This window comes from Aquabacterium sp. CECT 9606 (assembly GCF_918741295.1).
Classification (GTDB): Bacteria; Pseudomonadota; Gammaproteobacteria; order Burkholderiales; family Burkholderiaceae_C; genus Aquabacterium.
Window position 1 is genome coordinate 362,474 of sequence record NZ_CAKKNB010000002.1, and the last position, 12,893, is coordinate 375,366.

Below are 12,893 nucleotides of genomic sequence, written 5' to 3' on the forward strand. Positions count from 1 at the left end.
GCCCGACCGTGAAATCAACCGTGAACCGCCGCCAAGTCATCACCCTACCGCTGGCCCTGGGCTTGCCCGCGGTGACCCTGGCGCAGGGCTATGGCGGCACCAGCCCCGCAGCGGCTTCGGCCCAGGCGCCCAAGCGTTTTGCGCTGCTGGTGGGCAACCGCGCCTATCCCTCGCCGTTCGACCTGCCCCCCGTGCACAAGAACCTGCGCGACGTGCAGGGCGTGCTTGAAAAACGCGGCTTCGAAGTCACCGTGGTGACCGACAAGGACGTGAAGGTGTTGCGCGATGCCATGCAGGCTTTTGCCAAACGCGTGCAGGGCGCGCCCGCCGATGCCACCGTGCTGTTCTACTTCACGGGCCACGGGATGCAGGTGGATGCCGAGAACCTGCTGCTGGGCGCGGGCACCAACCCCAGCGGCAAGGAAGACGCTTTGCTGGGCAATGGCTTGATGCTCAAGCGCGACCTGGTCGATGCCCTGCCGCACCGCCCCAAGGGACTGAGCATGGTGGTGATCGATGCCTGCCGCACCTCGCTGCGCGCCGAAGGCGGGCTCAACCAGGTCGAGGCGCCGCTGGGCTGCTTGATCGCTTTTGCCACCGGCGCCGGCAAACCCGCCATTGCCCCGGCAGTTGAAACGCAGAACACTTTCTACACGGCCTCCTTGGTCAAGGTGATGCAGTCGGCGTCTGACGACACCACGTTCTCCGACCTGTTCCGCCTGGTCAAGCTGGACGTGCAGCAGACCATGCTGAACCACCCCATCCAGGCCATCCGCAACGTGGCGCAGTTTCCCTTCATCGCCGAGAACACGCAGATCCGCACGCGCCTGGCCCTCAAGCCGGCCACGCCCAGCGGCGAGGTCGCGTTCGAGAACGTCGACGAAAAAACCCTGTGGAAGCAGGTGGAAGACAGCTACTGGCCGGGCGACGTGGTCAAGCGTGCTGATGAATACCTCAAGCGCTTTCCCGGCGGCAAACTGGCGGGTTCGGCCCAGGTGGCGCGCGAAGGCGCGACCGACGCGGCCAAGGCCATGCAACGCAACGATGTGCGCCTGTTCAAAAGCGCCTTCAGCCCCAAACCCGAGAGCCCCGACAGCCTGTTGCGCGAGTTGCGCAAGGCCGCCTGGGGCGACAAGGACGCGGCCGCGCGGATCGCGCGGATGTACCGTCAGGGCCAGGATGGCGTGAGCACCGACACCAATCGTTTTGAAGGTTGGATGCAGTTCGCCTCGGCCTTGGGCAACGGGATCGCCAGCTACGAGCTGGCCTTGTACTACCGGGGGCAGGACCAGCCTTTGCTGGCCGCGCAGTTCGAGTCACGGGCGCGTGAGCTGGGCTACACGCCGCCGCCCACGCTGGACCACTACCGCAAGTAAGCAAGCGCCCTCAAGCCGGGGCGCTCACTGCACCTCGTCGGACGAGAACTTGGCCGCGCCGTACTCGTCATCGCAGCCTGGGCCGCCCTGGCACTGAACCATGCCCGCGAAAGCCGAGCCCGGGCCGGTGTACTGCTTGGCGATCTCCAGGGCCGCGTCGGGCTTGGGGTACATGCCAAAGCCGCCATCGTTCTTCAAACCCGCCGCGTCGAAGTTGCGCGGCTGGCTGGAGACGATCACCAGGAAGTGGTCGGTGCCCGCCGGGCCCGCCACGTCCATGGGCCAGGTGGCCTGCGGCAGGTTCAAGGTCTGGCCGGCCTTGATGCGGTTGTTGCGCGCCATCTTGTTGGGAAAGAGCTGAATGAACTCGCCCTCGGTGCTTTGCAGCAGCACATAGACGTGCCCCTCGCGCGCCGACTTGACGGTGAAGGCCAGCCGGTCCCGGCCAATGCGGAACTGCGGCTTGGCGGGGGCGGCCTCCACGGTGAAGCCGGGTGTTTGCGCGGCCAGGATGCGGTCGAACTCGCGCAGGGCACTGAACGGGCCTTCGACCACGGCCGGGGTGGTTGCGGCCACGGGCGGAGCAACTGGCGCTGGCGCCACGGCCGGCGGTGGTGCAGCCACCGGGGCCGTCGAGGCTGGGGTGGTCTCGGCCGCCACCTGAGGCGCCGGCGCTGGCGGTGCCGATGAGGGTGTCAACAGCCAGAAGGCCGCACCACCCAGGCCAGCCAAGACCAGGGCGCCAGCGCCGATCATCAGGCCCGTGCGCGAGGGCGCCGGTGCCGTGCCGGGCGATGGGGCCTTGGCGTTGGTGGGCGCTGGCGTGGCTGCGCTGGCGCGCGCGGCCGTGGTCGCAGCGCCCTGCGGTGCCAGCTTCACCGGCTGCGTCACCATGGGGTTGAAATCCACGCCGCCCAGGCCCAGGTTGGCGCGCAACTCGGCCACGCTTTGCGTGCGGTCTTCCGGCTTGACGACCAGGGCCTGGTCGATGGCGTTGAGGAAACGCTCGCTGTACTTGCCCGCCACCTGCTGCGCCAACGGCACATAGTTGTCGCTCATCAAGCGGCCCACGGCCGGGGGCGGTGTCTTGCCCAGGATGGCGTAGTGGATGGACGCGGCCAAGGCGTAGATGTCGGTCCAGCCGCCTTGCTTCATGCCGGGCACTTCGGCGTATTGCTCCACCGGCGCGTAGCCAGGTTTCAGGATCACCGTCAGCGCCTGCGTCATGTCGCCGATCACGCGGCGGGCGGCGCCAAAGTCCAGCAGCAGCGGGCGGCCACTGCCTTTCAGCAGGATGACGTTGTCGGGCGCGATGTCCCGGTGAAAGCACTGCTCGGCGTGGATCACCTCCAGCGCCTCGGTCAAGGGGGCCAGCATGCCCATCAGCCAGGCCTCGTCGGGCGGGCCGTTCATGTCCTTGAGGGCCTGCTTGAGCGTCTGGCCTTCGTAGAAGGGCATGATCATGTAGGCCGTGCCATTGGCTTCCCAGAAGCGGTACACCTTCACCAGCGAGGCGTGGTCGAACTGGGCCAGCAGCTTGGCCTCGTTCACGAAGCTCTTCAGGCCCGCTTCAAAGGTGTCGCGGTGGCGTTCGGACTTGACGGACACCTGCGTGCCGCCACTGCGCGCGGCCAGGGCCGAGGGCATGTACTCCTTGAGTGCCACGCGGCGTTCCAGCGAGTGGTCCCAGGCCATGTAGACGATGCCGAAGCCACCCTCGCCCAGCATGCTCGTGATCTCGAACTCGCCCAGGTAGGTGCCGACCGGCAGCGCATTGCCGTGGTCGTCCTGGGCTGGCGTGGGCGCGGCGGCGGGCATTGGCTGCGTGCGGTTGACCGGCTTGATGACAGTGCGGTCGTCGTCGGGGTGATCGCTCATGCGCTGCTGAAGACCTCTGGCTGGTGATGCGTGCGGTGATTCTAGGCGGCGGCGCTGCCCAGCAGGGCGGCAAATCCGTCGCCCCGTGGCAAACCACGCGAAACCAGGCTGCGCGGTGCACCCTCTGCCGATTCGGCCCACCAGAAGGCCAGGCCCTGCGCGGCGGTTTGCCATTGCGTGGCGGCGCTGAGCTCCAGCAAGATGCTCAGGTGGTGGCGGCTGGGCAGGGGCAAGGTGGCGTGCGGCTGCCGGCCTTGGATCACCTCGCCCAGGGCGCTCAGTGCCGCGCAAGGCGCGCTGTGCGGCGTGTTCATGGGCAGGCGCTCCAGCTCTGCTTCGAGCTGGTCCACGCTCCAGTCCTCATGCAGGGCGTCGGCGGCGGTGTCGTCAAGCTGGTGCAGCCAGGCCTGCAGGTCATCGACCTGGGCCATGGACTGCGGCACGGTGCCCAAGGGCGCGGCCAGCGTCAGCGGAAAGTAGCGCCCCACGCGGTCGACCGAAGGCATCAGCACACCGGCCATGGCGGTGTCCAGGCCGATCACGCCAGGCATCAGCACGAAGCGCCAGACCGGGCTGGCCAGGTAGTGCGCCAGCCAGGCGTCTTCCGCCTGGGCGCGCAGCCCGGCGATGCCTTCGGCCAGCCAGGCGTCCCAGGGGGTGATGAAGCCGGGTTCGAGCCGGCGAGAGGCGAAGTCGCCCAGGGTGGGCAGCTTGCCGTACCAGCCGGGGATGGGGTGCGGTGCGGTCATGGCTGGCATGATGACCGAAAAAGGGGCGATGGCCCATTCAGCCCATTCATCCAGGACGGATACCAGCACCATGATCAGAACCGCCACGGCCGCGGACGAATCCGCCGTCATCAGTGCCCTCGTGCTCGCTTTCAGCACCGACCCCGCCGTGCGCTGGACCTGGCCCGATCCGCAGCAATACCTGCGCAATTTCCCGCCCTTCGTCAAGGCGTTTGGCGGGCGGGCGTTTGCCCTGGGCAGTGCCTACGTGGCGCCCGACTTCGCGGGGGCGGCGCTGTGGCTGCCGCCCGGCGCCGAGATGGACGACGAGGGCGTGACCGATATCGTGGAAAGCACCGTGTCCACGCAGGCCGAGAACGATGTCTTCCCGCTGCTGGAACAGATGGGGCTGCATCACCCCAAGGAGCCGCATTGGTACCTGCCCTTGATTGGGGTGGACCCGGCCTGGCAGAACCAGGGCCATGGTGCGGCCCTGATGAAGCACGCGCTGACCGCGTGCGACCGCGACGGCCAACTGGCCTACCTGGAATCGACCAACCCACGCAATGTGCCGCTGTACGAGCGGCACGGCTTCGAGGTGCTGGCGCGGTTGCAGGTGGGCAGTTCGCCGCCCATCTTCCCGATGCTGCGCCGGCCTCGCTGAGCCCGGCTCACCAACAACGATCAGGCGTGTGAGGTGGCGTGGCGCTCGTGGTGGCTGGGGAACAGCACCGCCGCCCGCAGTTGCTGCAAGGTGCCCGGCTCGCTCAGGAAGCGCATGACCTCGGCGGGCGTGGGTTTGGCGCCCTGGGTGGCCAGTTGCTCAATGCGCGCACGGCGTGCGTGGCCACGCAGGCCTTGCGAGGTGCGGCGCGAACCCATGGCCCCGCTCACCACCGCGCACAGGCGGGGATTGTCCAGCACCTCGTTCCAGCCCAAGGGCTGGGCGGGTTGCGCTGCGTAGTTCCAGGCGCGGCGCAGCACCGAGGGCGTCCACGATTCTTCGGGCACCAGCAGCAGTTCAGACTGGCGAACCTTCTCGCCCAAAGCCGTGCGGCTGGTCATCACCGTGAAGGGAATGGCCAGCAGCAGTGGCACGCCCACGGGCAGCAGCCACAGCAGGGCGGGCGGGTGCACCAGGGCCAGCACGGCGGCGATCGCCAGCACGCTCAAGCCGGGCTTGGCAAAGCTTTGCCGGGCTTCCTTCCAGCTCACATCGGTGGCCTCGCGCGGGGGCGACTTCCACTCCAGCTTCAAGCCGGTGAGCGCGGCCACGACGAAGATCGAATGCGCCACCATGCGCAGCGGTGCCTGCATGGCCGACAGGCCGAACTCGATGAAGGCGCTCTTGACCAGCTTGGGCGTGCCGCCATAAAAGCGTTGCTCGTCTTTCATGACCACGGCCATCACGCCCAGCAGGCGCGGCAGCACCAGCATCGCGATGGTGCCGGCCCAGAGACCCATCACGCCCACCGTCAAGTCACCTTCGGGGGTGAAAAACACATTGCCACCGACCAGCCACAGCATTGCGCCCAAGGCCACGTAGACCAGCCACAACGGGGCCGACAGGTAAGCCATGGCGCCGGTGACCAGCATGCCGCGGTGCACGGCGTGCAGGCCGGGTTCGGTGATCAGGCGGGCATTCTGCAGATTGCCCTGGCACCAGCGACGGTCGCGTTGCAACTCGGCCAGGATGTGGGGCGGTTGTTGCTCATAGCTGCCGATCAGGTCGGGCACCAGCCACACGTGGTAACCCGCTCGGCGCATCAATGCGGCCTCCACAAAGTCGTGCGACATGATCTCGCCGCTCAGGCCGCCAGTGCCTTCCAGAGGCGCCAGCGCGCAGTGCTTCATGAAAGGCTCGACGCGGATGATGGCGTTGTGGCCCCAGTAATGGGCCTCGCCCAGTTGCCAGTACTGCATGCCGGCAGTGAACAGGCGCCCCGTCACGCGGGACGAGAACTGCTGGCCACGCGCATGCACGGTGTTCAAGCCCACGCCTTGCGGTGCAGTCTGCAGGATGCCGGCGGTGGGGTGGGTCTCCATCAGACGCACCAGGGTGACCAGGCAATCGCCGCTCATCACGCTGTCGGCGTCCAACACCACCATGTAGCGGTAGTTGCGGCCCCAGCGGCGGCAGAAGTCGGCCACGTTGCCGGCCTTGCGCTTGGTGCGGCGTTGGCGCCAGCGGTAGAAGATGCGGTCGCTGTTCAAGGTGCTTTTCAGCTCGGACCAGGCGGCCAGCTCGGCGGCGCGCACGGCGGGGTCGCTGCTGTCCGACAGGATGAAGACGTCGAACAGGCGGTCGGCGCCCGTGGTGGCCAGCGATTCGCAGGTGGCGCGCAAGCCGGCGAACACCGTGCTCACGTCTTCATTGCAGATGGGCATGATGACGGCGGTGCGCGCACTGGCGCTCAGCGGCCGGTTGCTGGCGGTGTTCTTGGACAGCGCGTGCTTGTCGCCCTTGACCAGCACCCAGAAACCCATCACGGCGGTGATGCAGCCGGCCGACACCCAGGCGAACAACAGCGCGAACAGACCAATCTGCATCCACTGCAGCAAGGGGTGTTCGTAGGTGGGTTGCGACCAGGCCAGCACGGTGGTGGCCAGCACCGTGCTCAAAGCGATCAGAGCCAGCAGCACACGGCGGCGTGCACGCGCGGCCTGTTCCCAGGCGGCCACGGCAATGCCGGTATTGGCGCCCGTCTCAAACGAATGGCCACGGCCCTGGATGGCATCGACCAGGCCGCGTGCGAAGCCGCGCCAGGGCCGGGCCAACATCGCGCCACGGGCATGAGGCGGCATGCTGGGTCCGAAGGCGCTCACGCCCTTGGTGGGCCGCGAGGTGCTGCTCATTGGGGAGGAATGACGTTGGTCCATGTTTCGCTCACTGTGTCGTTGCCGTGTTGCAAGAAGGCGCGCAGCTCGACGGGCTGCGTGTCCTTGATCTGTTTGACCTTCAAGGTCATGCGCCAGGTGCGGTTGCCCCCGTTGCGGTAAAGGTTGCGTTCAACAATCTCGCCGTTGGCATCGCTGCTGACCACGGCCTTGAGTGCCGCGTTGGCAGGCAGCTTGTCCAGCGAGGGGCCGGTGAACTCCACCAGGTACTGGTGCTCGTTGGCGCCCAGCGCGTCCAGGCCCTGGCCCACGCGCGATTGCGTCACCCAGGCGGTGGGTGGGCGTTGCTGCTGCTGGCTTTGCCAACGCATCTGGTAGGACAGTTTCAGGGGCTGGCCGATGGCGGGCAGCTTCTCGGGCACCCAGTAGGCGACCACGTTGTCGTGGGTTTCATCGGGGGTGTTCAGTTGCACCAGTTCGACGCGGCCCGGGCCCCAATCGCCTTGCGGCGTGATCCAGGCGCTGGGGCGGCGGTCGTAACGCGCCTCGGCGTCTTCGTAGCTGGCGAAGCTGCGATCACGCTGCATCAGGCCAAAGCCGCGCAGAGACTTCATCGCGAACGAGGTCGTCAAGGTTTGCTTGGGGTTGATCAGCGGGCGCCACAGCCATTCGCCTTCGCCAGTGGCCACCATCAGGCCGTCGGAGTCGTGCACCTCGGGGCGGAAATCGCCGCGGCGCGGTTGGTTCTCGCCCGACAGGAACATGCTGGTCAGAGGCACCGCCCCCAAGGTGGCGACCGGGCCGCGCAGGTAAAGCTGCGATTGCACTTCGGTGACCGTGTCGCTGCCCGGCTTGACCTCGAAGCGGTAGGCGCCCGTGGCGCGGGGCGATTCCATCAGCGCGTAGACCACCAGCGACTTGGCGGTGGCCTTGGGTTTTTCGATCCAGAACTCCGAGAAGCGCGGGAACTCCTCTTTCTCACCGCCCACGGTGTCGATGGCCAAGCCGCGTGCCGACAGGCCGTAGTGCTGGTTCGCGCCGATCGCCCGGAAATAGCTGGCGCCCAGGAAGACGATGACCTCGTCCTTGTAGTTGGCCGTGTTCACCGGGTAGTGCACGCGAAAGCCCGCGTAGCCCACATCACCCCAGCTTTGGGGCGACAGCTTGTTGCGGCCGTAGTCAAAATCGTCGCGATTGAAGGCGATGTGGCGGACCTCGCCCTTGGGCGTGATCTCGTTGATCAGCACGGGCTGGTTCTGCAACTTGCCCAGATGGAAGAACATCAATTCGAAGGGCAGATTGTCCTGGCGCCACAGCGCGCGTTCGGGCTTGAAGCGGATGTCGCGGTATTGGTCGTAGCTGATGGCCTTCAGCTCGTCCGGCAGGGTGGACGGGCGGGGCTCGTAGGGCTTGGCCGCCAGTTGCTGGGCCTGTGCGGCCACATCCTGGAAGTCAAAAGCCTGGGCGGGACCCCAGCCTGCCAGCAAGGCCGCGCCGGCCAACAGCCAGCCGGACAGCGTCTTGGCTACCAAGGTGGTGTTGAAGGTTTGGGCGGTGCTCATGCCCATTGATTTGCAATGTGCGTGCCACGCAAAAAATCTCTTCTAAATCAATCACTTAAGATGGTGGTGGCGCCAAATTCGCCGCCAATGCCGCGATGCAGCAGTGAAAACGTCGGGCCAGCCCGACGAGCACCCCGGTAAACCGTGCCAAGTGTTTGATTTACAAGGAAAAAAGCTTGTCGCTATTCGGCGACAGGCCCTTCGGCTCGGAAGACGCCGGGAGTCAAACCATGCTTTTGCAGCAAGCGGTAGAACTCGGTGCGGTTGCGGCCGGCCAAGCGGGCGGCATCGGCCACGCTGCCGTCGGTCAGCTTGAGCAGATCGACCAGGTATTCGCGCTCGAAGCGCAGGCGCGCCTCTGTGAAAGTGAGCACTTCCACACTGGGCACACGAAGCGCACGCTGCACCAGCGCCAGGGGGATCAAGGGCGTGGTGGCCAGCGCGCTGACCTGCTCGACCACGTTGTGCAACTGCCGCACATTGCCCGGCCAGGGCGCGGTGGCCAGGGCCTTCACCGCTTCAGGCGCAAAACCGTTGACGCGTTTGTTGTACTTCAAGGCCAGCTTGGCCAGGAAGTGGTTGGCCAGCAGTGGGATGTCTTCGCGGCGCTCGGCCAGGGTGGGCAAGGTCAGCGACACCACGTTCAGGCGGTAGTACAGGTCTTCGCGGAACTCGCCTTCGGCCATGGCGGCGTCCAGGTCGCGATGGGTGGCCGACATGATGCGCACGTCGATCGGGATGGCCTGGCTGGCGCCCACTGGCCGCACCACGCGCTCTTGCAGCACGCGCAGCAGCTTGACCTGCAGGGCCACCGGCATGTCGCCGATTTCGTCCAGGAACAAGGTGCCGCCATTGGCCGCCTGGAACAGGCCCGCGTGGTTGGCCACCGCGCCCGTGAAAGCGCCCTTGATGTGGCCGAACAATTCGGACTCGAGCAGGCTTTCGGGGATGGCCCCGCAGTTGACGGCGACAAAGGGCTGCGAAGCGCGCGGGCTGGCGCGGTGGATGGCCTGGGCCAGCACCTCCTTGCCGCTGCCGCTTTCGCCCCGGATCAGCACGCTGGCGTCCGAGCCGGCCACCAGCTTGGCCTCGGCCAGCAGTTCGGCCATCACGTTGGAGCGGCTGACGATGTCTTCGCGCCAGGACTCGTTGGCGCTGGCGCTCTTGCTGGGGTCGGTGGGCGAACCCAGGGCCAGGGCTTGGCCGATGGTCTCGAGCAGCTCCTTGCCGTTGAAAGGCTTGGTCAGGTAGGTGTAGACACCGCGCGAGGTGGCCTCGACCGCGTCGGGGATGGTGCCGTGGGCGGTCAACAGAATCACGGGCAGCGAGGGGTGCTTGGCGCGGATGGCGTCGAACAACGCCAGGCCGTCCTTGCCGGGCAACTGCACGTCGCTGAGCACCAGTTGCGGCCGCTCCATGGCCAGGTGCGACAGCGCGGCTTCGGCCGATTCCACCGCCGTGACGCGGTAGCCCGCAGCGGTCAGCCTCATGGACAACAAACGCAGGATGTCGGGGTCGTCGTCGACCAGCAGGACGTGGGCGCTCATGGCCGTTGCGCAGGTTTGGCGGATGAGGCCTGCGGCGCGGCCGGGCCCGGCGCGGGCGTGCTGCGGCTGTTCAGGCTGCGCTCGATGGACTTGAGCGCTTCCAGCTTTTCATTGAGCTGGTCGAGCTTGCGCTGGTTGTCTTTCTGCGTGTCGCGCAGTTGTTGGTTGAGGCGCTCGATCTGGTCTTCGGCGCGGCGCTGCTCGGCATAGCGACTGGACAGCAGGCGGGCCATGCCATGCCAGGCCTGCGCCTCCAGCGAGGGGTTGCCGATGACTTGGTCGAGCAGGCTCTGGGCTTTGGCCAGGTCGCCATTGGCGCGCGTGTAACCCAGGGCCAAGGCCAGGTCCATGGTGGCCTGGACCGAACTGGCGCCATCACCCAGCCGGGTCAATTCGCGTGACAGATCAGGCGGGGGCAGCTTGGCCAGGGTCTCCTGGTAAGCCAGCAGGTGGCGCGCGGCGGTGTCCACGGGTTCCAACGTGGGCACGTAGACGATGGCGGGGGCGGGCGGCAGCTCGACCACTTTGGGCTCGGGGGGCGTTTGCAATGGCGCGCAGGCCATGAGGGCCCCGGCCACCACCAGGCACGCCGCGGTGCAGCGTTGTCGGGAGCGGGCCAGCCAGGGCTGGAAATCACATGACGGCATTCGGAAGCTCGATTCGAAAATGGGCGCCCGGTCCTTCGGGCAGCAGGTCCACGCGTCCGCCATGGGCCTCAACGTACTCGCGCACGATGGACAGGCCGATGCCGGTTCCGCGCACGGCACCCTCGGGCTGGCGTTCACCACGGTAAAACGGTTCAAACACCCTCGCGCTGTCACTTTCGGCAACACCGGCGCCCTGGTCCACGATGTCGATGCGGGCCAGGCCGGGCAAGCGGGTCAATGAAAATCGGATGGTAGCGCCGGGCGGGCTGAAGCGTATGGCGTTGGACAAAAGGTTACCCAAAGCGGTGCCCAATTTCTCGGGGTCGACCTCGACGTGCAAGGGTCCGCCCGCCACGTTGATGTGCAATTGGCGCGCTTGCCATTGCAGGCGCTGCGCGTCCACCAGGGTTTGGATCAGCTCGGCCAGATCGGTCTTGCGGCGGCTCAGGCGGCGGGCATCGAAGGCGGCGGCGTTGAACCGCAGCAGGTCTTCGATCTGGCTTTGCAAGGCGGCCGTGTTGTGCCCCAGGATCTGCGCGATCTCGCGCTGGTCGGCACTCAGCTCACCCGCCACGCCATCTTCCAGCAGGGCCACGCCTTCGCGCAGCGCGGCCAGCGGCGTCTTCAGCTCATGAGAGACGTGGCGCAAAAAGCGCGACTTGTCGTCGTCGAGCTCTCTCAAGCGCAGGCGCAGCCACTCCAGGCGCTGGCCGAGCGAGCGCAAGTCGCTGGGCCCCTGGATGTTCACGGGCACGTCCAGGCGGTTCTCGCCCAGGCCCACGATGGCGCGCTCCAGCCGCTTCAAGGGGCGGGTGAGCCACACGCCAAAACCCAGGGCCATCACCACCGCCAGCGCGATGGCGCCCAGCACCTGCCGGGCCAGTGCCGCGCGGCCGGCTTCGAGTTCATCTTGCAGGCGGTGGTTGCGCTGCTCGCTGTCCTTGCGCACCTGTTCGGCGATGGCCGCGTTGGTGAGGTCCAGCTCGCGGAACTGCTGGGCCAGCGCCAACTCACGCAAGTGGCCGGTGGCCTTGGGGCCCTTGAACTGGTCGGTGATCACTGTCAACTGGCCGCGCCAGCGCGCCACCAAAGCCGGGGGCAGTTGCTGCGCCTGCAGTTCTTCCAGCACGCGGTTGGCGTCCTTGGTGGCGTCTTCAAAGCGGCGCAACAGCACGGGGTCGTCCAGCACAAGGTATTGGCGCGCGGCGCGTTCCATGGCCACGCTGCGCTCGGCCAGGTGTTGCGTGCCGGCGCTCAGTTGCACGGCGCGTTCTGCGGCGGCGCGGCTTTGCACCATCAGGCGTTCCAGCGTGAACAGGCCGCCCAGCGAGGCGGCGGCCAGCAAGCCGGCAATCAGCAGGAAAGCCGCGAGCAGCAACTGGCGGAAGGACGCGCGGTAGAAGGTCAACATGCCCAGGGAGTCGGAATCGATCCGTGGACTTTAACGGCTGGCTGCAAGCCTTGTGGCGGTCAGAGAAACATGCCCCCCGACACTTCAATGCGCTGACCGGTGAGCCAGCGGTTGCCCGGCGAAAGCAGCGATGCGATTGCGCCGCCGATGTCGTCCGGCACGCCGGCCCGGCCCATGGCCGTCTGCGAGGCCACGAAGCTGTTGAGCTGCGCGTTGTCGCGCACCGCGCCGCCACCGAAGTCGGTCTCGATCGCGCCCGGGGCAATGGTGTTGACGGCGATACCGCGCGCCCCCAGCTCCTTGGCCTGGTAGCGGCTCAGCACCTCGATCCCGCCCTTCATGGCCGCGTAAGCCGCGTAGCCGGGCAGACTGAAGCGTGCCAGCCCGCTGGACACGTTGAGGATGCGGCCGCCATCGGCGATCAGGGGCAGCAGAGTCTGTGTGAGGAAGAAGGGGCCTTTGAGGTGGATGTTGACCAGGGTGTCGAACTGGTCTTCGGTGGTGGCTTCGAAGCTGGCGTGAATGCCAATGCCGGCGTTGTTCACCAAGTGGTCGAAGCGCTCGCGCTGCCACACGTTGGCCAAGGCCGCTTTCACCTGCCCGGCGAAGGCCTTGAAGCTGGCGCTGTCGGCCACATCCAGTGGCAGCGCGAGGGCGCGGCGGCCGAGCTGTTCGATCTGGCCGACCACAGCCTGGGCTTCGGCCGCGTTGCTGCGGTAGGTGAGGATGACGTCGCTGCCTTGCTCGGCCAGCTTCAGGGCGGCGTTGCGGCCCAGGCCGCGGCTACCGCCGGTGATCAGGGCGATGGGGGTGGGTTGCGGGGTGTTCATGTCAGGTCCTTTCAAAGGGATGTGTAAGTCGGTGAATGGACTGTAGGAAAGAACAATGTCGCGATAAAGTGCTTGA

General features: G+C 66.9%; 10 protein-coding genes. 2 read left to right on the plus strand and 8 right to left on the minus strand.

Annotation, left to right across the window (positions count from 1 at the left end):
* The first annotated feature begins 20 nt into the window (after positions 1-20).
* On the plus strand, positions 21-1,376 hold the full coding sequence (locus LQ232_RS09355) for a caspase family protein (protein ID WP_230180050.1): 1,356 nt from the start codon (positions 21-23) through the stop codon (positions 1,374-1,376).
* A 24-nt stretch (positions 1,377-1,400) separates the two neighbouring features.
* On the opposite strand, the gene LQ232_RS09360 is transcribed toward LQ232_RS09355, so the two are convergent.
* On the minus strand, positions 1,401-3,254 hold the full coding sequence (locus tag LQ232_RS09360; RefSeq protein ID WP_230180051.1) for a serine/threonine-protein kinase: 1,854 nt from the start codon (positions 3,252-3,254) through the stop codon (positions 1,401-1,403).
* Positions 3,255-3,295: 41 nt separating this feature from the next.
* A complete protein-coding gene (gene tagF / locus LQ232_RS09365) occupies positions 3,296-4,114 on the minus strand; it encodes a type VI secretion system-associated protein TagF (RefSeq protein ID WP_230180052.1) in 819 nt (272 codons plus the stop codon).
* Between tagF and LQ232_RS09370 the strand changes: the two genes are divergently transcribed.
* Complete coding sequence (locus LQ232_RS09370; protein WP_230180053.1) at positions 4,074-4,646, plus strand: N-acetyltransferase; 573 nt, start codon at positions 4,074-4,076, stop codon at positions 4,644-4,646. The two genes, tagF and LQ232_RS09370, sit on opposite strands and share 41 nt — an antisense overlap.
* Before the next feature lie 20 nt (positions 4,647-4,666).
* On the opposite strand, the gene mdoH is transcribed toward LQ232_RS09370, so the two are convergent.
* The 6 genes from mdoH to LQ232_RS09400 form a co-directional block, all read right to left on the minus strand.
* Positions 4,667-6,862, minus strand: coding sequence for a glucans biosynthesis glucosyltransferase MdoH (gene mdoH / locus LQ232_RS09375; protein WP_371820163.1), 2,196 nt, complete (start codon positions 6,860-6,862; stop codon positions 4,667-4,669).
* Positions 6,835-8,382 (minus strand): glucan biosynthesis protein G, encoded by a 1,548-nt coding sequence (locus tag LQ232_RS09380; RefSeq protein WP_230180054.1) that lies wholly within the window; start codon positions 8,380-8,382, stop codon positions 6,835-6,837. Before LQ232_RS09380 ends, mdoH begins: the two co-directional genes overlap by 28 nt.
* Before the next feature lie 182 nt (positions 8,383-8,564).
* A complete protein-coding gene (locus LQ232_RS09385) occupies positions 8,565-9,929 on the minus strand; it encodes a sigma 54-interacting transcriptional regulator (RefSeq protein ID WP_230180055.1) in 1,365 nt (454 codons plus the stop codon).
* Positions 9,926-10,576 (minus strand): hypothetical protein, encoded by a 651-nt coding sequence (locus LQ232_RS09390; protein ID WP_230180056.1) that lies wholly within the window; start codon positions 10,574-10,576, stop codon positions 9,926-9,928. Before LQ232_RS09390 ends, LQ232_RS09385 begins: the two co-directional genes overlap by 4 nt.
* A complete protein-coding gene (locus LQ232_RS09395; RefSeq protein WP_230180057.1) occupies positions 10,563-11,987 on the minus strand; it encodes an ATP-binding protein in 1,425 nt (474 codons plus the stop codon). Before LQ232_RS09395 ends, LQ232_RS09390 begins: the two co-directional genes overlap by 14 nt.
* A 59-nt stretch (positions 11,988-12,046) precedes the next feature.
* Entirely contained in the window at positions 12,047-12,817 is a 771-nt protein-coding gene (locus LQ232_RS09400) for an SDR family NAD(P)-dependent oxidoreductase (protein ID WP_230180058.1), read from the minus strand.
* Positions 12,818-12,893 lie beyond the last annotated feature (76 nt).

Coding starts and splice junctions, on each gene's coding strand:
- LQ232_RS09400 (WP_230180058.1), bottom strand. CDS start 12,817: ATGAACACCCCGCAACCCACCCCCATCGCCCTGATCACCGGCGGTAGC.
- LQ232_RS09390 (WP_230180056.1), bottom strand. CDS start 10,576: ATGCCGTCATGTGATTTCCAGCCCTGGCTGGCCCGCTCCCGACAACGC.
- LQ232_RS09360 (WP_230180051.1), bottom strand. CDS start 3,254: ATGAGCGATCACCCCGACGACGACCGCACTGTCATCAAGCCGGTCAAC.
- LQ232_RS09395 (WP_230180057.1), bottom strand. CDS start 11,987: ATGTTGACCTTCTACCGCGCGTCCTTCCGCCAGTTGCTGCTCGCGGCT.
- tagF (WP_230180052.1), bottom strand. CDS start 4,114: ATGACGGCGGATTCGTCCGCGGCCGTGGCGGTTCTGATCATGGTGCTG.
- LQ232_RS09370 (WP_230180053.1), top strand. CDS start 4,074: ATGATCAGAACCGCCACGGCCGCGGACGAATCCGCCGTCATCAGTGCC.
- mdoH (WP_371820163.1), bottom strand. CDS start 6,862: ATGGACCAACGTCATTCCTCCCCAATGAGCAGCACCTCGCGGCCCACC.
- LQ232_RS09385 (WP_230180055.1), bottom strand. CDS start 9,929: ATGAGCGCCCACGTCCTGCTGGTCGACGACGACCCCGACATCCTGCGT.
- LQ232_RS09380 (WP_230180054.1), bottom strand. CDS start 8,382: ATGAGCACCGCCCAAACCTTCAACACCACCTTGGTAGCCAAGACGCTG.